The organism is Actibacterium pelagium (assembly GCF_002285415.1).
In the GTDB taxonomy this organism is placed as follows: domain Bacteria; phylum Pseudomonadota; class Alphaproteobacteria; order Rhodobacterales; family Rhodobacteraceae; genus Actibacterium_B; species Actibacterium_B pelagium.
On record NZ_NSBU01000007.1, the window covers coordinates 865,576 to 889,463 of the forward strand.

24 protein-coding genes and 1 tRNA gene are annotated in these 23,888 nt (G+C 55.9%); 11 read left to right on the plus strand and 14 right to left on the minus strand.

Features of this window, described 5'->3' with window-relative positions:
* Positions 1–339 precede the first annotated feature (339 nt).
* Positions 340–711, plus strand: coding sequence for a hypothetical protein (locus CLM58_RS13165; protein ID WP_095596358.1), 372 nt, complete (start codon positions 340–342; stop codon positions 709–711).
* A gap of 41 nt (positions 712–752) precedes the next feature.
* The gene (locus CLM58_RS13170) at positions 753–1,352 is read left to right on the plus strand and encodes a nucleotidyltransferase family protein (RefSeq protein ID WP_095596359.1); all 600 of its coding nucleotides are present in this window, start codon (positions 753–755) and stop codon (positions 1,350–1,352) included.
* Here CLM58_RS13170 and CLM58_RS13175 read toward each other — a convergent pair.
* Positions 1,338–1,922 carry a Hint domain-containing protein gene (locus CLM58_RS13175; RefSeq protein ID WP_095596360.1) on the minus strand — a complete coding sequence of 195 codons (585 nt, stop codon included), beginning with the start codon at positions 1,920–1,922 and terminating at the stop codon, positions 1,338–1,340. The two genes, CLM58_RS13170 and CLM58_RS13175, sit on opposite strands and share 15 nt — an antisense overlap.
* 195 nt (positions 1,923–2,117) lie before the next feature.
* Between CLM58_RS13175 and CLM58_RS17030 the strand changes: the two genes are divergently transcribed.
* A complete protein-coding gene (locus CLM58_RS17030) occupies positions 2,118–2,411 on the plus strand; it encodes a hypothetical protein (RefSeq protein ID WP_143226570.1) in 294 nt (97 codons plus the stop codon).
* A gap of 218 nt (positions 2,412–2,629) precedes the next feature.
* On the opposite strand, the gene CLM58_RS13180 is transcribed toward CLM58_RS17030, so the two are convergent.
* A tRNA-Leu gene (locus CLM58_RS13180) sits at positions 2,630–2,715 on the minus strand.
* Positions 2,716–2,854: 139 nt separating this feature from the next.
* On the opposite strand from CLM58_RS13180, the gene CLM58_RS13185 reads away from it, so the two are divergent.
* The 6 genes from CLM58_RS13185 to gluQRS all read left to right on the plus strand — a co-directional run bounded on the left by CLM58_RS13185 (position 2,855) and on the right by gluQRS (position 9,799).
* Positions 2,855–3,433, plus strand: a complete 579-nt coding sequence (locus CLM58_RS13185) for a YqaA family protein (protein WP_095597105.1) — start codon at positions 2,855–2,857, stop codon at positions 3,431–3,433.
* Complete coding sequence (locus tag CLM58_RS13190; RefSeq protein WP_095596361.1) at positions 3,430–3,903, plus strand: disulfide bond formation protein B; 474 nt, start codon at positions 3,430–3,432, stop codon at positions 3,901–3,903. Before CLM58_RS13185 ends, CLM58_RS13190 begins: the two co-directional genes overlap by 4 nt.
* Positions 3,904–3,980: 77 nt before the next feature.
* The gene (gyrA, locus tag CLM58_RS13195) at positions 3,981–6,707 is read left to right on the plus strand and encodes a DNA gyrase subunit A (RefSeq protein WP_095596362.1); all 2,727 of its coding nucleotides are present in this window, start codon (positions 3,981–3,983) and stop codon (positions 6,705–6,707) included.
* Positions 6,708–6,845: 138 nt separating this feature from the next.
* Entirely contained in the window at positions 6,846–7,583 is a 738-nt protein-coding gene (locus tag CLM58_RS13200; protein ID WP_095596363.1) for a hypothetical protein, read from the plus strand.
* A gap of 39 nt (positions 7,584–7,622) precedes the next feature.
* Positions 7,623–8,960: a methylenetetrahydrofolate--tRNA-(uracil(54)-C(5))-methyltransferase (FADH(2)-oxidizing) TrmFO gene (gene trmFO / locus CLM58_RS13205; protein WP_095596364.1), complete on the plus strand. Its 1,338-nt coding sequence runs from the start codon at positions 7,623–7,625 to the stop codon at positions 8,958–8,960.
* On the plus strand, positions 8,957–9,799 hold the full coding sequence (gene gluQRS, locus CLM58_RS13210; protein WP_095597106.1) for a tRNA glutamyl-Q(34) synthetase GluQRS: 843 nt from the start codon (positions 8,957–8,959) through the stop codon (positions 9,797–9,799). Before trmFO ends, gluQRS begins: the two co-directional genes overlap by 4 nt.
* Here gluQRS and hisI read toward each other — a convergent pair.
* A complete protein-coding gene (gene hisI / locus CLM58_RS13215) occupies positions 9,796–10,155 on the minus strand; it encodes a phosphoribosyl-AMP cyclohydrolase (RefSeq protein ID WP_188720410.1) in 360 nt (119 codons plus the stop codon). The genes gluQRS and hisI overlap by 4 nt on opposite strands.
* Positions 10,156–10,221: 66 nt before the next feature.
* Here hisI and CLM58_RS13220 point away from each other — a divergent pair, with 66 nt between their 5' ends.
* Positions 10,222–10,668 carry an iron-sulfur cluster assembly scaffold protein gene (locus CLM58_RS13220; protein ID WP_095596366.1) on the plus strand — a complete coding sequence of 149 codons (447 nt, stop codon included), beginning with the start codon at positions 10,222–10,224 and terminating at the stop codon, positions 10,666–10,668.
* A gap of 134 nt (positions 10,669–10,802) precedes the next feature.
* On the opposite strand, the gene CLM58_RS17430 is transcribed toward CLM58_RS13220, so the two are convergent.
* The 5 genes from CLM58_RS17430 to sciP form a co-directional block, all read right to left on the minus strand.
* A complete protein-coding gene (locus tag CLM58_RS17430; RefSeq protein ID WP_268236394.1) occupies positions 10,803–10,925 on the minus strand; it encodes a hypothetical protein in 123 nt (40 codons plus the stop codon).
* 95 nt (positions 10,926–11,020) lie between these two features.
* Positions 11,021–13,111, minus strand: a complete 2,091-nt coding sequence (gene recG / locus CLM58_RS13225) for an ATP-dependent DNA helicase RecG (RefSeq protein ID WP_095596367.1) — start codon at positions 13,109–13,111, stop codon at positions 11,021–11,023.
* Positions 13,108–15,228: an NAD-dependent DNA ligase LigA gene (gene ligA, locus CLM58_RS13230; RefSeq protein ID WP_095596368.1), complete on the minus strand. Its 2,121-nt coding sequence runs from the start codon at positions 15,226–15,228 to the stop codon at positions 13,108–13,110. Before ligA ends, recG begins: the two co-directional genes overlap by 4 nt.
* Positions 15,229–15,301: 73 nt before the next feature.
* Complete coding sequence (gene ctrA / locus CLM58_RS13235) at positions 15,302–16,015, minus strand: response regulator transcription factor CtrA (RefSeq protein ID WP_095596369.1); 714 nt, start codon at positions 16,013–16,015, stop codon at positions 15,302–15,304.
* A gap of 84 nt (positions 16,016–16,099) precedes the next feature.
* Positions 16,100–16,387, minus strand: a complete 288-nt coding sequence (sciP, locus tag CLM58_RS13240; protein WP_095596370.1) for a CtrA inhibitor SciP — start codon at positions 16,385–16,387, stop codon at positions 16,100–16,102.
* Positions 16,388–16,511: 124 nt separating this feature from the next.
* On the opposite strand from sciP, the gene mnmA reads away from it, so the two are divergent.
* Entirely contained in the window at positions 16,512–17,651 is a 1,140-nt protein-coding gene (mnmA, locus tag CLM58_RS13245) for a tRNA 2-thiouridine(34) synthase MnmA (protein WP_095596371.1), read from the plus strand.
* Here the strand turns inward: mnmA and lpxB are convergent.
* From lpxB to bamA, 6 genes are all read right to left on the minus strand, one after another.
* Positions 17,645–18,811: a lipid-A-disaccharide synthase gene (gene lpxB, locus CLM58_RS13250; protein ID WP_095596372.1), complete on the minus strand. Its 1,167-nt coding sequence runs from the start codon at positions 18,809–18,811 to the stop codon at positions 17,645–17,647. The genes mnmA and lpxB overlap by 7 nt on opposite strands.
* The gene (locus CLM58_RS13255) at positions 18,811–19,608 is read right to left on the minus strand and encodes an LpxI family protein (RefSeq protein WP_095596373.1); all 798 of its coding nucleotides are present in this window, start codon (positions 19,606–19,608) and stop codon (positions 18,811–18,813) included. Before CLM58_RS13255 ends, lpxB begins: the two co-directional genes overlap by 1 nt.
* A 3-nt stretch (positions 19,609–19,611) precedes the next feature.
* The gene (gene lpxA, locus CLM58_RS13260; protein ID WP_095596374.1) at positions 19,612–20,409 is read right to left on the minus strand and encodes an acyl-ACP--UDP-N-acetylglucosamine O-acyltransferase; all 798 of its coding nucleotides are present in this window, start codon (positions 20,407–20,409) and stop codon (positions 19,612–19,614) included.
* Positions 20,410–20,414: 5 nt separating this feature from the next.
* Complete coding sequence (fabZ, locus tag CLM58_RS13265) at positions 20,415–20,876, minus strand: 3-hydroxyacyl-ACP dehydratase FabZ (RefSeq protein WP_095596375.1); 462 nt, start codon at positions 20,874–20,876, stop codon at positions 20,415–20,417.
* Between the two features lie 72 nt (positions 20,877–20,948).
* The gene (locus tag CLM58_RS13270; RefSeq protein WP_095596376.1) at positions 20,949–21,494 is read right to left on the minus strand and encodes an OmpH family outer membrane protein; all 546 of its coding nucleotides are present in this window, start codon (positions 21,492–21,494) and stop codon (positions 20,949–20,951) included.
* Entirely contained in the window at positions 21,494–23,824 is a 2,331-nt protein-coding gene (gene bamA / locus CLM58_RS13275) for an outer membrane protein assembly factor BamA (protein ID WP_229666098.1), read from the minus strand. The genes CLM58_RS13270 and bamA overlap by 1 nt, the downstream gene beginning before the upstream one ends.
* Positions 23,825–23,888: the final 64 nt, after the last annotated feature.

The following is a 23,888-nucleotide window of genomic DNA, read 5'->3' on the forward strand; positions in this document are numbered from 1 at the left end:
ATCGGTTTCAGCAAAGGGTTTATAGGAAACCATAGAGTAACACGCCACAGCAAAATCCAGAAATATCGTTAATATGTTAGGCGCTAACAGGCATGCATCGCCTGCCAGAACAAGAGCCGAAGCCGATTGGCATTCTCGCAAGAGGGGCCGAGTTTCTTTAACGACTAAATAATTGATTCATCTAGGCTTTAAAAAACTTATTCACAGGCCGCCCAAAAGGCCAAATTTGTGACCATGATTCAAACGTATTTGGTCATAATCCGCCTTCATAAACACAGGGAAATCGTTTCAAGGCGTTCAAAAGCCCTGAGCGCGATCAACAGGTTAACGGAGAACCTTATGAAACGGATCCTTCTTGCGTGCGCTCTAACCGCTTTTCCCTTTGCCGCCTCAGCCCAAGGTGCCGTGAAAATCATCTACGCCTGCAAGATTGATCAGAATTGTTCTTCGGGCAGCTGCGAGGCAAACGAACCGCCCTTCATGTTCCAGCTGGTTCATGACACGGAAGAAGATATCGGAACCGTTTTGTTTGGCGATCAATCGGCGGATACGATCGCAGTGGCTGGTATGGGAACGCAGGATTTCACGCAGCTTCGCGACGAAAGCAGCGTTAGCTTCTCTATCCGCAAAAGCTCTGGCACACTTGAAGTGCGCGCGCATGGACCGGCAGGATCCTCGCTTGAAAAAGGTCTTTGCGGGACAGACCAGTAAGCTGCGTTGCCCAGCATAATTTCTTGTGCTCTTGTTGAGCCATGGATCAAAGAACTGTTCTCCTACTCGCAGCGGGCGCTTCGCGCCGGATGGGCGGTCGCGACAAGCTGCTCGAACTTATAGACGGCACCCCTATCATCGCACGGCAGGCAAAAAACGCTCTAGCCGTCGCGGACAACGTCCTTGTGACGCTGCCACCAGATCGACCCAAACGACTTAAGGTGTTGCAGCACCTTCGAGACAAGCTGAACATCATAGAGGTTCCAGGCGCCGATCAGGGGATGTCCGCATCCTTTCGCGCTGTCAGTCAGCTCGATATCCCCGGGCCCATCATGGTCTTGCCTTGCGATATGCCTGAACTTACCAAAGAGCTTCTCGACACGGTTTGGCTGACATACGAGGGAAACCCTAACTCGATTGTCAGAGGTGCTGCCGAAGATGGCACTCCCGGGCACCCGGTTATCTTCCCACAAGACCTGATTGAACGCTTCGCGACACTTACTGGCGACGAAGGCGCGCGCGCTATTCTAAAACAGAACAAGGATCGGATCGTAAAAACGCCGCTTCCTGGGGAAGCGGCGCTGATTGACTTGGATACGCCAGAGGCGTGGGATTGCTGGAAGGCGTCAAATCGCCTTTAGTTTACCCCAGAAGCTACGAATAACGACGGGCTTGCGGCTGAACGTATCTGCCTTCTTATCGCGCATTTCCGGGAACACTGCGTAAAGCTCTGTACGCTGTGCATTCCGGCGCACGCCGTTGTCCGAATCTAGCGGGCTATAGCACTCGACCCAAAGACCGTTGGCTTTGATAATCTCATGCCGATCAAAATGAATGTGGATATAGCTTAGAGCATCAGGGTCGGCGCGCCGTATTCCGTGTCCATCCAGAAGTTTCTTCGCGGGGACACGATCTTCATCCATCATCAAAACACCAACTCGTTGGCAGCATTCCGCATCCAACCAGGTGTTCTGGCTGACGGCCATGTCACGTTCCGGAAGGTTCCGGCCCAGAGCACTTTTCTGAATAAACACTGGCAACAGATGCCGGTTTCCATAAAGCTCGTGGAAGTTAAGCATTGCAGAACTTTTCCAACGGATCTGAACCGCGACGCCTTTCTTGTTTAGAACGACGTCACCTGTGCCTAGCTCTTGAATTGGGCGCTGACCGCTTGGTGTCTCGACCAAGGTTCCGGGGGTAAAAAACGGCATATCTGTCTACTCACTCAAATAAACGCTCACGGGGCAAACCCCAAAACTTTTCCAAACGCGATCAACGGTCGAGCGGCGAAACATAATTCACCTAAAAAACTCTTTATAAATGCTTTGGTCATAAAGCGCCTTCACGCCGTCCGACCGTCTCACGCTATCCTTTGCCGTAAATTCGCCTCCGCGAATTCTTGGCGATTGTCTGGCCTCTATCCGCAGGAAGTGATTGATACCGCTGAAAAATTGCGGCGAATTTTTTTCTCACCTACCGGCTCTATAACTCCGGTGTTTGTACCACCGTCTGCGACCGAAGCCATCCAATCAGGACATGTTAAGGATACGACTCACGCATCCCGAGGAGAAGGGGAAATTGGCCAAAATGTGACCAAAAAAGGCATCTTTGGGGTGAATTGGGGCAATTATTTGACGCTAATTTTTGGCGATTATGTTCAAGAATTAGCCCGGTCACTTAAGAAAGATCGCTTTAACTAGAATCTGCAGCTGTTTGTTTTTTTTATATATTTCACAAACTGTATACGAAAGTATATAAACCAGCAGAAAAATGACGGGTACCAAAGTGGCCTTGCCCCTTCCTACAAAATTCCAGATGGCGATTTATCGATTTAACAAAGAAATAAGCCGCAACAGTCTGCCAAATTAAGGGGAATTGATTGCAAACTACGAAATATGGCTGCGAATCGGATTGTTTTTGGTGCCCAAGGAGAGATTCGAACTCTCACGATGTTGCCATCGGGGGATTTTGAATCCCCTGCGTCTACCATTCCGCCACTTGGGCCCGCGCAACGAGACGACTCATTGCGTCGGTCCGTCAGGGTTTAGCAACTTGATCAGCGCAGGAAAAGCAGGTTTCGAGTCTGACTTGACTTGCGACCCCGGTCATGGTGCATCTGCCTCAACCAAAACAGGGCAAAGACATGATCCGCAGGCTATATGATTGGACACTTTCACTGGCTGAAACACGCTATGCCCTTTGGGCTTTGGCGTTGGTTGCCTTTGTTGAAAGCTCCGTTTTTCCGATTCCACCGGACGTCCTTATCATTCCGATGGTCCTTGCTACGCCAAGGCGCGCATGGCTGATCGCCGGCGTCGCCATGGTGTCTTCTGTTTTGGGCGGGCTGTTTGGCTATTACATTGGCTTCGCCCTTTTCGAGCAGATCGGCTACCCGGTTCTCGATTTTTACGGCAAGACTGCCTACTTCGAGGAATTCAGCGCCAAGTATAATGAATATGGCGCATGGGCTGTGCTTTTCGCGGGCGTGACCCCCTTCCCTTACAAAGTCATCACAATCCTTTCGGGCTCTACCGGCCTCAACCTGGGCGTATTCATGGTGGCGAGCGTCATAGCGCGTGGATTGCGCTTCTTCGTAGTCGCAGGTCTTTTGTGGAAATTCGGCCCTCCGATCCGCGATTTCATTGAAAAGCGTCTGGGCCTGCTATTTACAATCTTCCTGATCCTGCTGATCGGCAGCTTTGCTTTGGTGAAATATCTATGACCCAACAACAAAAAATCTTCCTGGCCGCCTTGGGCTCTGCCGCCCTTCTGCTTGGCGCCTTTGGGTTTCAGTACATCGGCGGGCTGGCCCCGTGTAAGTTATGTCTGTGGCAGCGCTGGCCCCACGCGGCGGCGATTCTTATCGGCGCGGTCGCGCTTTTGACACAACGCGGACAATTGGCGTTCTTGGGTGCTGCTGCCGCGCTGACGACCGGCGGCATTGGTGTCTATCATACCGGGGTCGAACGCGGATGGTGGGAAGGCCCGACATCCTGCACTGGTGACGCCAGCAGCCTTTCAGGCATGACAGGTGGCGATCTTCTGGACTTCAGCGCGCCGGAAACGATCATCATGTGTGATGAGGTTGTCTGGGAAATGCTGGGCCTGTCGATGGCCAGCTGGAATGCCGTCGCTGCCTTTGGTCTGGCTGCCCTGTGGATCTGGGCCGCCATCACCCCGGAAAAGCATTGAGTGATTGCACACCAGATACTGGATCGGATATACTGTCTTACACAAAATATAGAACGTGAGCAGACAGGCGTACACAGTTGAGCGATACTCCGGAAACCCCTGAAAACGAAGAAGAAAACACTCCAGAACGCCCGGTTTACGACGGGCCTTCGATCACGATCGAAGAGGAGATGAAGTCTTCCTACCTCGACTACGCGATGAGCGTGATCGTCAGCCGTGCGATTCCCGACCTTCGGGACGGCCTGAAACCGGTTCACCGCCGCATTCTTTTCGCGATGCACGAGACCGGGAATACGCATGAAAAGGCGTACCGGAAATCGGCCCGTCCTGTCGGCGACGTGATGGGTAAATACCACCCGCACGGTGACAGCGCGATCTATGACGCGCTGGTGCGGATGGCGCAGGATTTCTCTATGTCACTGCCGCTTCTGGACGGTCAGGGTAACTTCGGCTCGATGGACGGCGATAACCCGGCGGCCATGCGTTATACCGAAGTGCGGATGGATAAACCCGCCGCCTCGCTGCTGGCAGACATCGAGAAAGACACGGTCGATTTTCAGGACAACTACGACGGCAAAGACCGTGAACCAACGGTCCTGCCCGCACGTTATCCAAACTTGCTGGTCAACGGGTCTGAAGGCATCGCGGTGGGTATGGCCACGCGCATTCCGCCTCACAATCTGGGCGAGGTTTGCGACGCCACTCTGGCACTGATCGAGAACCCTGACCTGACCTCTGAAGACCTGATCGAATACATCCCTGCCCCGGATTTCCCGACCGGCGGACAGATTCTTGGCCGGTCCGGCGCGCGCAAGGCGTATCTGGAAGGTCGCGGTTCGGTCATCATCCGCGCCAAAACCCACGTCGAAGAGATCCGCAAGGATCGCTACGCCATCATCATCGATGAGATTCCCTATCAGGTGAACAAGGCCACGATGATCGAAAAGATCGCCGAAATGGCCCGCGAGAAGAAGGTGGAAGGCGTCGCCCACGTACAGGACGAATCCGACCGCGTCGGTGTCCGCGTTGTGATCGAGCTGAAACGTGATGCGACAGCAGAGGTCGTGCTGAACCAGCTGTTCCGCTTCACCCCGATGCAGACCTCTTTCGGCGCCAATATGCTGGCCCTGAACGGCGGTCGCCCCGAACAACTGACCCTGCGCGCCTTCCTCACGAATTTCGTCGCGTTCCGCGAACAGGTTGTTGCCCGCCGCACCGCGTTTGAACTGCGCAAAGCGCGCGAACGCAGCCACATTCTGTGTGGTCTGGCCGTAGCTGTCAGCAATGTGGACGAGGTGGTCGCCACCATCCGTTCCTCTGCCGACGCGGCCGAAGCTCGTCAAAAACTTATGGAACGCCGCTGGCCCGCCGCCGATATCGCCGAGTACATCCAGCTGATTGATGACCCGTCGCACACGATGAACGACGACGGCACCTACAATCTGTCGGAAACCCAAGCCCGCGCAATTCTTGAACTTCGCCTGCAGCGTCTGACCCAGATCGGCGTGAAAGAAGTTACCGATGAGTTGCAGGAACTGGCCGCGAAGATCCGCGAATACCTTGATATCCTGCGTTCGCGTGATCGGATCATGGAAATAATCGGAAATGAACTGCGTGAGGTTCGCGCAAACTTTGCCGTCGAACGTCGCACCGAGATCATCGAATGGTCCGGCGACATGGATGACGAAGACCTGATCGAGCGCGAGGACATGGTCGTGACCGTGACCTCTGGCGGCTATATCAAACGGACCCCGCTGGCCGATTACCGATCGCAACGCCGTGGCGGCAAAGGCCTGTCGGGTATGGCGACCAAAGAAGAAGACGTGGTCACCACCCTCTTCGTTGCCAACACCCATACGCAGCTGTTGTTCTTCACGACAGACGGCATGGTCTACAAGCTGAAGACATGGCGCCTGCCTCAAGGTGGTCGGACAGCCAAAGGTAAGGCGATCGTTAACATCCTGCCGATCCCGCCCGGTGTTTCGATCGCGGCCATCATGCCCGTCGACCGACCGGACGATGAATGGGACGAGCTGCAAATCGTCTTCGCGACCTCTGCGGGTGATGTCCGCCGGAACGCGCTGAGCGATTTCACGAATGTCCGCTCAAACGGCAAGATCGCGATGAAGCTGCCCGAGGGCAAAGAACTGGTAAATGCGCGCATCTGTACCGAAGATGACGATTTCATGCTGGTCACTGCCATGGGCCGCGCCATTCGTTTCCCGACGACCGAGGTTCGCGTCTTCAAGGGCCGCGACTCTACCGGTGTTCGTGGCATCAAACTGGCCGAGAACGACACCGTCGTGTCGATGTCCGTCATTCGCCACTTCGAAGCCACTCCTGAAGAGCGTACGGCCTATCTGAAAATGCGCCGCGCGGTTGCCGGGCTGGCAGATGACGCCTCGGAAGAGGATGAAACCCCGGCAGATCCGAACTTTAGCCAAGAACGCTATGCTGAAATGTCTGCGGCTGAAGACCTGATCCTGACGATCACCTCCGGCGGCAGCGGTAAGCTGAGCTCCAGCCACGACTACCCGGTTCGGGGCCGTGGTGGGCAAGGTGTTCAGGCGATCGACAAAGGCCTGCGCGCAGGCCCCGTTGTCGCCTCTTTCCCGGTGGAAATGGACGACCAGATCATGCTTGTCACGTCGACCGGTCAGTCGATCCGCTGCCCTGTTGACGGCATCTCGTTCCGGTCGCGTTCGGCTGGTGGTGTTCGCGTCTTCGACACCGCTAAGGATGAACTGGTTTCGTCGGTCGCATGGATCGCTGAACAGGATAATGAGGAACAGGGAGAAGAGTGATCTTCTCCCGCTCCCTCGCGTTAACCTTAACAAGGCGCGTTAACCATTTAATTTCATAAAACTTTATTCAACCTGATCTCTTCCCGTACACCAATGACATCGACCGATCATGGTCGTGCGGCCAGAAGGGATTTGGTTATGAGTAAAATACTGAATTATGTGTTCACCTTTCTGGCCCTGCCGGGGTTGGCCTCGGCGCAAAGCAGCCTTGGGGTCAATCAGGCGCAAGCAGTTGTGGAAACTGCTCCGGACGCCACGACTGCCGAGGCTCAGATCGACATTCTGTTTACCCCCAACCACGGGTTACAGGGTGATCTTGGTCTGGCGCGCTATGATGAAACCTCAATCGGCTATCTTGCTGGCCACCTTTACCTGTCGACCAATCAAAACCAAAAATACGGGCTGTTTGGTAGCTATCATGACTGGGATGACACCTCGCAATCAATGATTTCTGGCGGGATCGAAGGGTTGTTCGCCCTCGGCAACCAATCCGCGGTCGGGTTCCATGCAGGCCTTGGCAAAATGGACCCAGGAGAGATCGACTTTGTCTTTGCAGGTGTAAGTTGGGTCTATGACGTGTCGACCGATCTGCGCCTTACGGCACGCGCCAGCATTACGGACATCGACGAAGCAAGGTTTTCAACCACAGCACAAACCATTGAGTTCGCGTCAGAATATCAAATTACTCGACCTGTCACGCTGTCCGCGGGTTTGCGTCATACCCGGCTTAGCGGGACCTATACCGACCAGAAGACAGAGGCCTTTCTTGGTCTGAAGATCGGGTTCGGGCGCAACTCAAGTACGGTCCGCAGCACACCGTTCCACAGCCCGCAGCCCCTGCAAGCGTATTGGCAACGGGGGTTGGCGATACGCTGACCCCTTTCCAATCGCTTGATTGGGCGCTACATCGCGCCCATGACACAGACACTTCATATCGTTGGCGGCGGCATGGCAGGCTCTGAGGCCGCATGGCAAGCCGCGCAAGCTGGCATTCCCGTTGTGATCCACGAGATGCGCCCGAAGGTCGAGACTTTCGCGCATCAAACCGGCAAATTGGCCGAGATGGTTTGCTCGAACTCGTTCCGTTCGGACGACCACGAGCAGAACGCCGTAGGTTTGTTGCACTGGGAAATGCGCGAGGCTGGCGGTCTGATCATGGAAATGGCCGATACCCATCAATTGCCCGCTGGCGGTGCCTTGGCCGTAGACCGCGAGGCGTTCTCACAAGGGGTGACCGACCGGCTGCGCGCCCATCCGTTGATCACCGTTGAAGAAGGTGAAATCACCTCTCTGCCCGATGACGGACACTGGATCTTTGCAACCGGCCCTCTGACCTCGACCGCTTTGGGGGAAGCCATCGCCGCGGAAACCAGCGCCGAGTCGCTGGCCTTCTTCGACGCCATCGCGCCGATCGTCTATGCCGACACGGTCGATATGACAAAGGCTTGGATGCAGTCGCGCTATGACAAAGGCGAGACCGAGGAAGAGCGCACCGCTTACCTGAACTGCCCGATGACCAAAGAACAGTACGAGGCGTTCATCGACGCCCTGTTGGCTTCGGATAAAACAGAGTTCCACGAAGGCGAAACCGCAGGATATTTCGACGGCTGCCTGCCGATCGAAGTGATGGCTGATCGCGGCCGCGAAACACTGCGCTTTGGCCCGATGAAACCCGTTGGGTTAACCAACGCGCATGACCCAGAGAACAAACCCTATGCCGTGGTGCAATTGCGCCGTGACAACAAACTGGGCACACTGTTCAACATCGTCGGTTTTCAGACCAAGATGAAATACGGCGCCCAGACAGATGTCTTCCGGATGATCCCCGGCCTAGAGGACGCCAAGTTCGCGCGCCTGGGCGGTATTCACCGCAACACCTTCATGAACTCGCCCACTCTGCTGGACGAGCAGATGCGCCTGAAGTCCCGCCCGAACATCCGTTTTGCGGGCCAGATCACTGGCGTCGAAGGCTATGTTGAAAGCGCCGCGATGGGGCTTTTGGCGGCTCGTTTCGCAATTGCCGAGATCAAGGGCACACCCCTTCCCCCGCTTCCGCAAGACACCGCCATGGGCGCATTGGTTCACCACATCACAGGCGGAGCCGAAGCAAAGACCTTTCAGCCGATGAACGTGAACTTCGGCCTCTTCCGTCCGGTTGATGGCCTGAAGGGTGGCCGCAAAGGCCGTAAGGACCGCTACAAAGCCTATACAGACCGCGCCAAAGCCGCGTGGAAGGAGTGGCTGTCGGCGTGATGTTTCGCACCCGCTTTGCCCCATCGCCCACTGGGCCGCTGCATCTGGGACACGCCTATTCCGCGATGCTGGCCTATGATATGGCGACGGAGGCTGGCGGCGAATTCATTTTGCGGATCGACGACCTTGACCAATCACGGTCGCGCGCTGAATGGGAAGACCTCATTTTCGAAGACTTGAAGTGGCTTGGCCTGTCTTGGCCAACGCCAGTTCGACGCGAAAACGACCATGCTGATGATTATGCTGCGGCATTGGATCGCTTAGGCGCAATGGGCCTTACCTATCCGTGCCGCTGCCGGCGGAAAGATATTGAAGCCGCAGCAAGCGCACCTCAGGAAGGCGTTCCTCAGTTCGGTCCAGATGGTCGGATCTATCCCGGTACCTGTCGCACCCGAACTATGGAAGATCGGCAATCGGATGACGTGATCCGTCTGAATATGCGGAAAGCGGTCGCGCTTGCTGGTTCACCCAGTTTTACCGAGACCGGCCCAATTCACGGGGGCAATCACGTGATCTCGGGCGATATGTTCGACACGATCGGCGACGTAATCCTTTCCCGCCGTGATATGGCCGCAGCCTATCACTTGGCCGTGGTTGTCGACGACGCCGCCCAAGGCATTACCCACGTCATCCGGGGCGCTGACCTGTTCGAGGCGACGTTTATCCACGTCCTACTCCATCAGCTACTTGGCCATCCAACGCCGACATATCATCATCACGACCTGATCCGGGATGAAGCAGGCAAACGGCTTGCGAAACGCGACGATGCAAGAGCGATCCGGAAATACCGGGAAGACGGGCTTAGCCCGGCTGACGTTCGGAAACTGGTCGGGCTTTAGCCCTTCATCGGCGTGATCAACTCACGCTCGGTCCCGTCGACGACCGACGTGTAAAAGCAATTTCGCCGATTGGTGTGGCAGGCCGCGCCTTCCTGTTCGACGATTGCCAACAGGCAATCGCGGTCACAATCCACACGTAGGTCAATCAGGTTTTGCGTGTGGCCGCTGGTCTCACCCTTGATCCAAAACGACTGACGCGAGCGCGACCAATAGGTGACCCGACGCGTTTCCAATGTCTTGGTCACGGCCTCGGCATTCATCCAAGCCATCATCAGGACTTCGCCCGCCTCGGACTGCGCGATACAGGGGATCAGCCCCTTTTCATCGAACTTTAGTGTCGAGACATCGAAATCCATTGCCCAATCCCTTTGCATTCTATGCGGCTAAAGCTATCTATTCAGAACTGCGGCAAAGGAAAAGCCATGAGTGAAGACAGCGACCTGATAAAACTCTACTCGCAACGCATCCTTGCGTTGGCGGCGGATATCCCGCATCTGGGTGAACTGGAAGAGCCAACCGGGTCGGCCAAGAAACGCTCTCCGCTGTGCGGATCGACGGTGAAAGTTGATTTGGTTGTCGAGGACGGCAAGGTCGCGGACTATGCTCAGGACGTGAAAGCCTGTGCGCTAGGGCAGGCCTCTGCCGCCGTTGTTGGCGCGGCTATCGTCGGCACCACGCGCGATCAGATCGCCAAGGCCCGTGACCAGCTGAAAGCCATGTTGAAAGACAACGGCCCCACCCCTTCGGCCCCATTTGACGGGCTAGAGGTACTGATGCCCGCGCGGGATTACAAAAACCGCCATGCATCGATCCTTCTGACCTTGGATGCGGCACTGGACGCTTTCGACGCCTCCACCGTAGACGCATAAAAAAAAAACCGCCGCTCACCCAACGGGCAGCGGCGGAAGTCAGCGTCAATTCGATCCGAGCGGCCCTCGGGCAAAGGCTCAGCGGTCGTGCTTGGGGGTCAGACGGCTGATGGATCAGAACGCAGGCAGAAACGTTAAAGAACGGTCGGCAGGTGCAGACCTGCCATCAGGATCACAACCAGAGACACAGCACCAATCGCGTCACCGACCAGATGGGCGTGGTTGCGTTGAACGATCGACTTGATGTTGGTCAGCATGGCCTTGATCCCCTTTTGTTCCTAAGTTGCTAATTTGTTCTCATATTTCTGTTAACCAGTAAAGAACTTTTTGAGAACATTCGTGAACAAAAACGCTAACCCACTGATATCAAACGAATCGCTTTGTCCTGCTCCATCAGCCACAAAAGAACACGAGCGGCGTTTCCACGGTCCGAAGTCAGCGTTGGATCGCTTTCCAGAAGGTTTCGGGCATCTGTTTGGGCGATGGCCATAAGGGCGCTTTGGCGCTCTAGGTCAGCAACGCGGAACTTGGGAACACCGGACTGGGCCGTCCCGATCATGTCACCTGCCCCGCGCATCGCCAGGTCCTCTTCCGAGATGCGGAAGCCATCCTCTGTCTCGCGCAGGATTTCCAAACGCCTGCGCCCACCCTCTGACAAGGGTTCATGGAACATCAGTAAACATGTCGAAGCGGCGTCCCCGCGCCCCACCCGGCCCCGCAACTGATGAAGCTGGGCAAGGCCAAAACTTTCAGCCCGTTCGATCACCATGATCGTGGCATTTGGCACGTTCACGCCGACCTCGATCACTGTCGTCGCGACAAGAACCTTAGTCTCTCCTGCCACGAATTTCGCCATGGCTGCGTCTTTTTCAGCGGGCGGCATCTGCCCGTGCACAAGTCCCACAAGCCCCTCACCAAGGGCGGCTCGAATGTGTTTAAAACGTTCTTCGGCCGCGGTCAGTTCGCTGACTTCGCTTTCCTCGACCAACGGACACACCCAATAGGCCTGCCGCCCGTCGGCAACGGCCCCGCGAAGATGATCGACGACTTCCTCCAGCCGCCGAGTTGATACCAGCGCGGTTTTGATAGGCTTACGCCCCGCAGGTTTTTCATCCAGAACCGAGACATCCATGTCCCCGTATTGTGCCAACGACAGGCTGCGCGGGATCGGTGTTGCCGTCATCACCAGCATATGCGCCCCCCGCCCCTTCGAGGCCAACTCCATCCGCTGCGCGACGCCAAATCGATGTTGTTCATCTACAATGGCAAGACGCAGATCCTTGAAGTTCACGTCTTTCTGAAACACCGCATGTGTCCCAACCAAAATCTGAATGCGACCGTCTTCCAGCGCTTCCAGCTTCGCCTTTCGTTCTGCCCCCTTATCGCGACCGGTCAGCAACTCCAGAACGACCCCTGCGGCTTCGGCCAAAGGCTGCAAGCTTTCAAGATGCTGACGGGCCAGGATCTCTGTCGGGGCCATCATTGCCCCCTGCCCACCTGCCTCGACCGCGACCAACAGCGCCATAAAGGCCACCAGCGTTTTCCCGGCACCTACATCCCCTTGCAGTAGCCGGTTCATCCGTTGGTTTTTGGCCAGATCTGCGGCGATTTCTTCCATCGCTCGGTGCTGCGCACCTGTCGGGCGATAAGGCAGGCTATCCAATACCTTGCCGCGCAGTTTGCCATTTCCCACGGTCGGCACACCCGGTTTGCGCCGCGCTGTCTGACGGGCCAAGGACAACGTTAGCTGGTGCGCGAAAAATTCGTCATAGGCCAATCGTTGGCGCGCCGGCGCGGTCGGTGCAAGACCATCAACCCCTGCCGGAGCATGCACGTCTTGAATGGCCTTTTCCCAAGACGGCCAGCGCTGCTGATCCAGCAGGGCCGGATCAATCCACTCTGCCAACTTAGGTGTCCTCGCCAACGCCCCAGCCACGGCCTTGGCCATAACTTTTTGCGTAACGCCGGACGTCAACGGGTAGACCGGTTCAAACTCTGGAATTCCGTCAGCTTCTTCCGGAGGCAAGATGAAATCGGGATGCGCGATCTGCACGATCCCGTCAAAAAGCTCGACCTTGCCCGAAACAATCCGACGCTGTCCGGACGGCAGCTGCCGTTGAAGGTAGTCCGCTTTGGCGTGAAAAAAGACCAGTTGAAAAGACGTCTCTGAATCTTCGACATGCACACGATAAGGGCCGCCCCTTGTACGTGCGGGTTGATGATTGCCGACCGTGACTTCGACGGTGGCCGTATGGCCCGGTTGCACGCCCTGAACTGTCGGACGCAAGGAACGATCAACACCGGAATATGGCAATGAAAACAATAGATCTCTTGGCTTTTCCAAGTCGATCTGAGTTAAAGCTTTCGCAGTTTTCGCGCCAACGCCTTCCAGCGTTTCCATCCCCGCAAACAGGGGGAACAGGATATCTGGACGACCGCTCATCCGTCGCCAATCAGGGCCAGCCAGCCGTCTTCGTCGATCGTTTCGACACCCAGATCGGCAGCCTTCTTCGCTTTCGAGCCAGCGCCAGGTCCCGCAACCAAAAGATCGGTCTTTGCGGACACCGAACCAGACACTTTTGCGCCTAAGGACTCTGCCCGCGCCTTTGCCTCAGACCGCGTCATCTTCTCCAATGTCCCGGTGAAAACGACGGTTTTTCCAGCCACCGGGCTGTCGCTTTCAGCCGGTGCTGCGACGTCTTCGATATTCAACTCAGCGACCAACCGATCAATAGACGCACGTTCCGCCTGTTGATGAAAAGCTGTTACCAAAGAGGCCGCCATGACCTCGCCAACACCATCAATCGCAGTCAACGATTCCCAATCAGACCCGCCTCCGACAGTTGCGCCGGTCATTGCCGTTTCAAAGGCATCCCAGCTCCCGTAAGCACGCGCTAAAGTCGCCGAAGCGCTTTCACCAACGTGACGAATTCCCAAGGCAAAGATCACACGGTTAAGCGGTATTTTTCGTTTCTCATCAATAGCATCAAAGAGGTTGTTCGCGGACTTTTCACCCCAGCCTTCGCGGTTCTTTAGTTGCTGCAAACCCGCACTAAAGCGGGCGCGAAGTGTAAAGATATCGGCAGGCTCTTTGATCCAGCCATCGCGATAAAACTGTTCGACCTGTTTGGCGCCAAGGCCTTCGATATCAAAGGCTGCGCGACTGACGAAATGTTTCATCTTCTCTACGGCTTGGGCCGGGCAAACAATACCGCCACTGCATCTGCGTACGGCGTCCCCCTCTTCCCGAATGGCTTCAGAGCCACATTCGGGACAAACAGTCGGGAATTCATACGGCTTTGCACCTTCGGGGCGCTTGCTTAGATCAACATCCGCAACTTTCGGGATGACATCTCCAGCCCGATAGACCTGGACCCAGTCCCCTTCACGAATATCCTTCCCATCGCGGATCGGATTGCCCTTGGCGTCCCTTCCCGCGATGTAGTCTTCGTTGTGTAAGGTTGCGTTGGATACAACGACGCCGCCGACTGTAACGGGTTGCAACCTTGCAACCGGGCTAAGCGCACCCGTTCGCCCCACCTGAATTTCGATCTGTTCAAGACGCGTCCACGCCAGTTCCGCAGGAAATTTATGCGCAATGGCCCAACGCGGGGTCGTCGACCGGAAGCCCAACCGAGATTGAAGTGAAAGATCGTCGACTTTGTAGACGACCCCATCAATATCATACCCCAAAGTGGCGCGCTGCTCTTCGATAGCGGCGTAGTGATCGACAAGCTCCGAAACAGAATCACACTTCAAAGTCAGATCGTTAGTCGAGAACCCTAATGCATTTAGTCGCGCAATTGCTTCGGTTTGAGTTGCTGCCAAGGGTTCGGACAGCTCACCCCACGAATAGGCAAAGAACCTCAAGGGGCGCTCTTTGGTTACTTTCGCATCCAACTGTCGCAAGGATCCTGCGGCCGCGTTACGCGGGTTCGCGAAAACTTTCTCACCTTTTGCCGCTTGCCGTTCGTTAAGCGCGGCGAAATCTGCGTGACTCATGTAAACTTCGCCACGTACTTCCAAAACCTCTGGTGCGCCTTCAAGAGAACGTGGAATATCCGAGATGGTCAGCGCATTCGCGGTGACATTTTCACCAGTCGCCCCGTCCCCGCGTGTTGCAGCCTGAACCAGCTGACCCTTTTCGTAACGTAGCGACAGCGAAAGACCATCGATTTTGGGCTCGGCGGTGAAACTTAGCGGATGGTTTTTGGACAGACCCAAATAAGACCGGATCCGACCATCAAAATCAGCAACATCTTCATCCGTGAACGCATTGCCTAGTGACAACATGCGAACGGCATGCGCTACCTTGGAAAACCCCTCTGAAGGCGCGGCGCCAACAACGTCGGAAGGGCTGTCGGCACGCTTCAGATCAGGGAATCTGGCCTCGATTTCCTGGTTCCGCCGTTTCAGTGTGTCATAGGCGGCGTCCGAAATCTCTGGCGCATCTGACCGGTGATAGGCGTCATTGGCCTTGGCCAGCTTCTGCGCAAGCGATGAAAGCTCTTCCTGTGCCTCTGCTTTGGTCAGATTTTCGACGGGTTTGTCTGGCGCCATCTCGTGCCCTCTATCAACTTGCTAGCCAAGTGATAGGGGCAGAGAGGGCGTAGGTCCAGCGCGACAAGCGCCTTCAGGCGCGAAGCGGAACCGGACCGGAGGATTCCTGAACCTGTGGGTCGCGAAGGACATAGCCCCGGCCCCAAACAGTTTCGATATAGTTATTACCACCAGTGGCCAGGCTAAGCTTTTTGCGAAGCTTGCAGATGAAAACATCAATGATTTTCAGCTCTGGCTCGTCCATGCCACCGTAAAGATGGTTAAGGAACATTTCTTTCGTCAGAGTCGTTCCTTTGCGCAGACTTAGAAGCTCCAACATCTGGTACTCTTTACCGGTCAAGTGAACCGTATCCCCTTCGACAGAGACGGTTTTCGCATCAAGGTTAACTTCTACCTCGCCGGTTTTAATCACCGATTGCGCGTGCCCTTTGGACCGACGGATAATCGCGTGGATACGGGCAACAAGTTCTTCCCGGTGGAATGGTTTGGTTAAGTAATCATCTGCCCCGGACCCGAAACCTTTGATCTTGTTTTCCGTATCGTCGGCACCTGAAAGGATCAGGATTGGGGTCTCAACCCGTGCCAGTCGTAATTGCCGAAGCACGTCATGGCCATTCATATCGGGAAGGTTCAAATCGAGGAGGATCAGGTCATAGTCATATAACTTGGCCAGATCGATCCCCTCTTCACCAAGATCCGTCGTATAGACGTTCAAGTTGGCGTGGGTCAGCATCAACTCGATGCTTTTAGAAGTGGTCGGATCGTCCTCGATCAACAAAATTCGCATTGGTCTGTCTCCGGATGAAGCGCTATTAACCATTACACTTTCTGGTAATAGTTAATTGCACGTTACCAATGTCTCAAACTTTATCTATTCTCCCTCAGGTTGTCGATACTTCTGAAGCCCAGTAACCTTCAAAGCCTGTATTCCATGCCTTGCAATCGCATGGCGCCATTCGTCGAATTCTTCGTCCGAGATCGCATAGATCTCCAATGCTTCATCACGACTCAGCAAGCCCGAAACTACGGCCTTAACCACTGCTGCTTTCCGACTTGCCACCCATCTGCGTGTATTTGCTGACGGCAAATCCGCCCGCGTCATACTGGTTCCATCCGGCAGACGCACCGTCCGTGGTCCGCTTAACCTCTTGATATACATGGGACACCCCCCGCTTTTCTCGCAACAAACAGGGTCAACAGGCATCTTTAACGGAGAGTGAAACCACCTCTTGAGAGTAATTAGGATTTTCCTATATTCCGTCAGAATTCCCTAGGAGCATCCAATGTCACTGGACCAACCCCTCAATTCGCTTGGTTTTGCCAAGCCCCCATCCGAGACCCGCGTGGTCGTCGCCATGTCCGGTGGCGTCGACAGCTCTGTCGTGGCGGCAAAGCTTGCGGAAGAAGGATATGACGTCGTTGGCGTGACCTTGCAGCTGTACGATCACGGGGCAGCGCTGGCCAAAAAAGGCGCTTGCTGTGCGGGGATCGACATCCATGACGCGCGACGTGTGGCCGAGGAAATGGGCTTCCCGCACTACGTGCTGGATTATGAGAACATTTTTAAGGATGCAGTGATTGACGAGTTCGCCGACAGCTATCTTGCCGGCGCTACCCCGGTGCCCTGTATCCGCTGCAACGAGCGGGTGAAGTTCAAAGACCTGCTGGAAACCGCGCGCGATCTGGATGCTGATTGCATGGCGACCGGGCACTATATCCAACGCATGATGGGCGAACACGGTCCAGAACTACACAGTGCCGCTGATGCCAATCGCGACCAAAGTTACTTCCTGTTCTCGACGACACCGGAACAGCTGGAATTCTTGCGCTTCCCCTTGGGCCACCTGCCGTCCAAGGACGAGACCCGGAAACTGGCCGCAAAATACGGGCTGCCTGTCGCAGATAAACCCGACAGTCAGGACATCTGTTTTGTGCCCAACGGCAACTATGCCAGTGTCATCGAAAAGCTACGCCCGGGCGCGGCCGAACCCGGCGAGATCGTTCACGCCGATGGACGCGTTCTGGGTAAGCACGACGGCGTCATCCACTACACAATCGGCCAGCGCCGAGGTCTGGGGATCGGCGGCCTGACAGAGCCTCTGTACGTGGTCAAACTGGACGTCGATACCAAACAAGTGGTTGTCGGCCCGAAAGAGATGTTGTCGACCCGTGTTATCCCGGTTCGGGAAATCAATTGGTTGGGCGACACGCCTTTTGACAGTCAGGAAGAATGGCATGTCTCGGTGAAAGTCCGCTCGACCCGCCCCCCGCGTGAGGCGATCATTCGCCCGCTGTCGCCGACAACGGCCGAGGTCGAACTACTGACCCCCGAAGAAGGTGTCAGCCCGGGTCAGGCATGTGTTTTCTATGAAACCGATAGCAGCCGCATCCTTGGCGGAGGCTGGATCTGGCGCGGCTACTGAAGCCCGTCCAGCACGGCTTTGGCTGCGCGCAGCCCGGGGGCCTCTCCGCCCTGCCCCAGTCTCTGCATGGTCTCAGCTTCGGCCGCAAGCTGAGCCTGCATGGCGGCTTCGTCATGCAACAACGTCAGCAGACCCTCAGAGATTGCTTCGGGCGTACAGGCCTCTCCCAGGAACTCTGGGACGGTACGTGTGTCGCTGACTATGTTGACCAAGGTGACCGTGTCGATCTTCAGCATACGGCTGATCAGTCGGCGGCTGATCCAGTTCATGTCATAGGCAATGACCATCGGCGTTTTGGCAGCCGCGAGTTCCAACGAAACCGTCCCTGACGCGGCCAACGCCAAATGCGCGGCGGAAAAGGCCGCGCGCTTCTGTGCCTGCACTGCGTCTTTAGCCTTCCCGCGTGGGTCAAGGATGATGGGCTGCACGGGCCAATCTTTGGTCAATTCCTCTACACGCGCCGCAACGGGGCCCGCTGCGGGCAGAACAACTTTCAGCCCGGGGTGACGGGCGTGAACGGGGTCAAGCGCTGCGCCAAAAACCGGCGCCAGTCGTCCGACTTCGCCCAGTCGTGACCCCGGCAAGACCAACAGAAATTTTTCGTCCTCTTGCAGCCCATGCTCTGCGCGGAAAGCCGAAACCTCGGCGTCCGTGGCCTGCTGTTGCGCAACAACCGGGTGCCCGACGAAATCGCAGCGCATTCCCTCTGCCTCCATATACGGAGGTTCAAATGGAAACAGCGCCAGAACCTGATCAATCACCTTCGCCATCTTGGCAGCCCGTTTGGACCGCCAAGCCCAGACCGTGGGGGCAACATAGTGCACCGTTCGGATGTCAGAGGCGTTCTTGACCAGCCGCGCCACTCGCAGACAGAAATCTGGACTGTCGATCGTGATCAGGGCATCCGGTGGATCGGCCAGCACTGCGTCAGCACATTCACGGATGCGCCGCTTGAGATGGCGATATTTCGGCAGGACCTCTGCCAGCCCCATGACGCTAAGCTCGTCCATCGGAAACTGGCTTTCCATGCCCTCGGCCTGCATCAAGGGCCCACCGACGCCGGTGAACTCGACATCCGGGTGCATCTGCCGCAGTCCCGCCATCAGGGCCGCCCCAAGGGCGTCTCCAGAGGGCTCACCTGCAATCAGGAAGAAACGCATCAGTCGGCCTCTCGAACCCAGAGGAAAAGCTCGTGTTCATTGGCCAGACGCACCGTATTGTCCCAATCCAGAACCATCACACCGCCTGCCTCAATCACGAGCCCGTTCAAACCTGCACGAGCCACAGCCCGAACTGTATCGGGGCCGACCACAGGAAGATCTACCCGCCGGTCCTGCCCCGGCTTCGGTGCCTTGGCGAAGATACCGCCGGGGGCCGCAGCCTTGGGCCGATCGTTGGCAAGCGTCTCAAGCATCCAATCGGTGCCGCCAAGCGCCTCTACCGCCAAGGCCTGCCCATGCGAAACCACGCAGCCCTGCCCAATATCAGCCTCTGCCGTGGCTTTTAGAATCTGCCCTGCGCGGGCGGCATCCTTTTCGTCCTGAACGGACGGGGTCTGTTTCGTGGCAACGCCAGTTCCGGGCAGCAACGCCGGTGCAACCTCATGCGCAGCGACAACTTGAAAACCACGTTCTTCGAAGATCGACAAAACTTCGCGAAGGGCACCATCATCGCCCTTTTGCAGGGACTGAATGATCCGTTCGACATAAGGCAAGGTGGCCGCGTCGACCGCTTCGGGATCCAACGCCGGGCGCGCCAAGCTGCCTGCGAAACACACCCGATCCACGCCGCGCGTGTCCAACTCATTCAGAAAGCTGCCAAGCTGTTCGACCCGGAAGATCAGATCAACATCAACCTCGGGCGGGAACCCTTCAAGTGCGGCGACAGTAACCGGCCCAGTGACCTGCGCCAGAAGGATCGCGGGCAAGCCGCCTTGTCCTGCCACTAGCGCCAGCATCGCTTACCTCGGTGTTAGGAAAGAACGGTCGCTTTCCCCAAGAATGAAGTCGACCACTTCACGTACGTAGTCGCTTTCGGTTTCGTCCGCCAAGCCACGGGCACGTTCCTGAAAGGCCCCTTCGCCCTGCGCAAGTGCCTGATAGGCCGCACGCAGTTCCGCGATTTCAGCGCGCGGTAGACCGCGACGCTTAAGGCCTACAAGGTTCAGCCCGTCCAGCGCGCCACGCGGCCCCTGAACAAGGCCAAAGGGAATCACGTCATTGGTCACCATGGTCACGGCGCCAATGATCGCCCCGCGACCGACACGTACCCATTGGTGAATACCCGAAAGACCACCGATGATGACCTCATCTTCAATGACACAGTGGCCTGCCAGCGCCGCGTTGTTGGCAAGGATCACCTTGTCACCGACTTGGGCGTCATGGCCAACATGACTGCCCATCATGAACAGGCAGTCATCACCCACCTTGGTCACCCCACCGCCACCTTCGGTACCAGTGTTCAGGGTCACATTCTCGCGGATGCGATTACGCTTTCCGACAATCAAGCGGGTCCGTTCGCCAGCGAACTTCAGGTCTTGCGGAATGTCGCCAATATTCGAGAACGGAAAGATCACCGTCTCGTCGCCGATCTCGGTCCAGCCTGTTACGACAGCGTGGCTTTTCAGCACGACATCAGCGCCAAGAGTTACCTCTGGCCCGACGACCGAAAACGGTCCCACAACGGTCCGAGGGCCGATCACGGCCCCGTCTTCGACAATCGCGCTAGGATGTACCTTTGCCGAGGGATCAACTGCCATACGGCTTACTCCTTTGGCAGGTCCATCATGGCCGAAAATTCGCATTGCGCGGCGATCTCGTCGCCAACTTTGGCCACACCTTCAAATTTCCAGATTTTCGAACCACCGCGCAGCGCTTTGACATGAAGTTCCAGCACATCACCGGGCACCACCTTGCGGCGGAACTTGGCCTTGTCGATGTTCATGAAGTAGACCAGCATTTCTTTGTCGGCCATATCCATGGACACACCCACCATGACAGCCGCAGTCTGGGCAAGCGCTTCGATGATGGTCACACCGGGCATAATCGGGGCGCCCGGGAAATGGCCCTGAAAATGAGGCTCGTTGAAAGTCACGTTCTTGATGCCGACGGCGGTCTCGTTCGGAACGATATCGCCAACCTTGTCGACCAGCAGGAACGGATAGCGGTGCGGAATGATCCGTTGGATCAGATCGATATCTGCTTCGGTAGGTAATTGATCCGACATGGGTACGATCCTTCCCTTAATGGTCTTCGTCTTTGACTAGGGGTTAGCAACTCCCCGAGCAGGAAACAAGCGTCACTCGGCGGTCTTTGGCTGAGGGTCTTCCTGCAAGAACTGCGCATCGATCCGCGAGATTGCCTCTGCGGTTATGTCAATCTGCCCGGCAGCAAGAAACACGCTGCGATCTTCCAAAACGACAACAGCGCCGCGTTCACGGATAATTTGCGCCAGAACGGGTAAAACGGTCTGGAAAAAACGCTGCTCCAACGCCTCACGGTCCGCCAACAGACGCCTGGTTTTTTCGTCCTGGGCGCTGCGCAAATTGACAACTTTTTCGTCAAAGGCCTTCGCCCGCGCCCGGAAGGCTTCTGGATCAAGGTTTTGACGCTCTTCTGTCAGTGCCTTTTCTTCAGCGACAAGCTCAGACTCGATCTCTCTGTTCTCTTCAATCAGCGCACGGCTGCGATCTTCAAGAACGGTTTGCATCTGCTGTCCAAACTTGGACTGCAAATACAGGCGCTCTGAATCGATGGTCAGAACAGGGCTGGTCAGCGTTTGCTCCTGCGCTGTGACTGCTGGAGCCACAAGCGACAGGAACAGCGCTATTAAAACTCGAACCATTAGAAGGAGGTTGAAATCGTGAAGTCGAAACTACGATCCCGATCGTAGTCCTCTTTCTGAAGTGCATGGGTAAAGTTGAACCGAAGCGGTCCAAGCACAGAGTCCCAGACAAGAGCGAAGCCAATGACCGATCGCAGATGGAACCCATCATCGACCAGACCTCCATTGTCGTTGTCCAGCCCCCATACCGCGCCAAAGTCAGCGAACAAGCCACCGGTGATCCCATATTCTTCAGGCAGCCCCAACGGGAATTCCGTTTCAAATCGAGCTACGGCATAGATATTGCCGCCAAGAGCTTCACCAGAACTGATTGCCGGATCCCGCGGACCGATACCGTTGGCCTCAAACCCGCGAATTTTGCTGTTCAGGAAGAAGCGATCAACAACCCGGCTGTCACCATTCAGAACATTCAGAAGGCCCGCCTCAAAGTCAGCGCTGATGCCAACTTCTTCTTTAAAAATCCGCTTTTGAGCGCGCGCACGAAAGCTCGATTCGATGAATTCAACATCGCCTCCGACACCAAAGTCTTGCGAAAGGCTCAGCAAGACACCCGCGTTTGGATCAAGCCCTGAACGACGGTTGTCAAAGGTGTAAGAGTAGCCAGCATAGAACCGGTTTTGTTTACCCAACGCGACTTCGTCGGTCAGGATTGCAGAACTACCGGTGTAATTCAGAAGCTCAGTACTTTCGAACCCGGTGCGCAGTGAAAGTCGTGAATTTTCGCCAACCGCAAATCCCAAAGAAGGAACGAACTTGATCTTTGTCGTATCATAAGATGCGTTGAATGCGTCTGTCGTCTCTTGGTAGGAGGCATCTATACTGAAAGCCACATCCCGCGACAGGAACGCTGGTTCGACGAAGCGGAAGCCGTATTCCTGATTCTCAGAAGCAGTTGAAATCGTGAATGACAGGGTTTGACCGCGGCCAAGGAAGTTTCGTTCACTGAAACTTATCGCAGCGCCTATGCCGCTGTCCGCGCTATAGGTCGCGCCAAGTGTCAGGCTACCGGTGGGTTGTTCTTCGACATCCACATCAACGATCACCTGATCTGGTGCGCTTCCTTCGCGCGCATTCACATCTGCGTTTGAGAAGAAACCGAGGCTCCGAATACGCTCGGCAGCGGCGCGAATTTCACGCGGATTAAACGGATCGCCCTCTACAGTTTTGAACTGGCGACGGATAACGCGATCCATAGTGGTTGCGTTACCTTCAATATCGATCCGCTCGACAAAGACTCGCGGACCGCGGCTGACAACGAAATCGATATCCAGAGTCAGATCCCGATCATTACGAGTAATGCGTGGTTCAACGCGGATGAATTTGAGCCCTTGCTGAAGTGACAGACGCTCTAGGCGGGTGATCGTGTTTTCCACACGCAGCGGTGTGTAGGTCTGACCAGGTCGAATTCGGATAACGTCTTCGTAAACCTCGGGATCGACCTCTGACAGGTCCGAGCTGACGGTAATTTCACCAAATTCAAAGGACTGTCCTTCACGAACATTAAACGTCAGTTGATACCCATCGCGGCTGCGGGCCAATTCTGAGGTCACCGAATTCACTTGGAAGTCGATGTAACCGCGTGACGCATAGAAATCGGCCAGTACCTGTTTGTCGAACTCGATCCTGTCAGACAGGAATGTATCGCTACGGACAAAGCGACGGAAAATACCGGCCTGTTTACTGGACAGGACTCTGCGCAGACGGCGTTCAGAGAAATTGCGGTTACCAACGAAAGAGATCCGCTGAATTTCGACGTTCCGCCCTTCTTCGATTTCAAACACCAAATCGACGCGATTGTCGGAACGGCGGATAATCTTGGGTGTTACAGAGGCCGCAAGACGCCCGTCCTGCTCGTAAGCCAATACAATCTGCGCTGCATCTGCCTCGGCAGTGCGAGGGTTGTAAACGCGACGCGATTGCGAGGATACGACCGACGCCAGCAATTCATCATCCAGACGATCATTGCCCTCGAACGCGACGACGCTGATGGTTGGGTACTCTACTAGGGTAATTTCCAGAACGGATCCGCGCGGATTAACCACGACGCTTTCAAACAGACCGCTTTCGGTCAGGCGGCGGGACGCTTCGTTCACCTGCGCGGCGGTAGCTGTTTTACCGGGTACAAGTCCGGCGTAGGACAGCACCGTCGCATCATCTACACGCTGGTTGCCTTCGATCAGGATTGTGCCGAAACGATATGTCTGAGCTGAGACCTCTTTCGGGGCCAATGCGCCCAAAAGGATCACAGCCAACCCCAGAACAAGCGCTGGCTTTCCAGCAGTTTTAACAATCGAATGAAGAGCGCGCTTAAGGCAGTTGCGTCCGGTCATGTTCTGGCCCATCTGGAAACAAAATACCGAACCTGCGTAGACTCATTGCGCTAGCTTGTCAAAA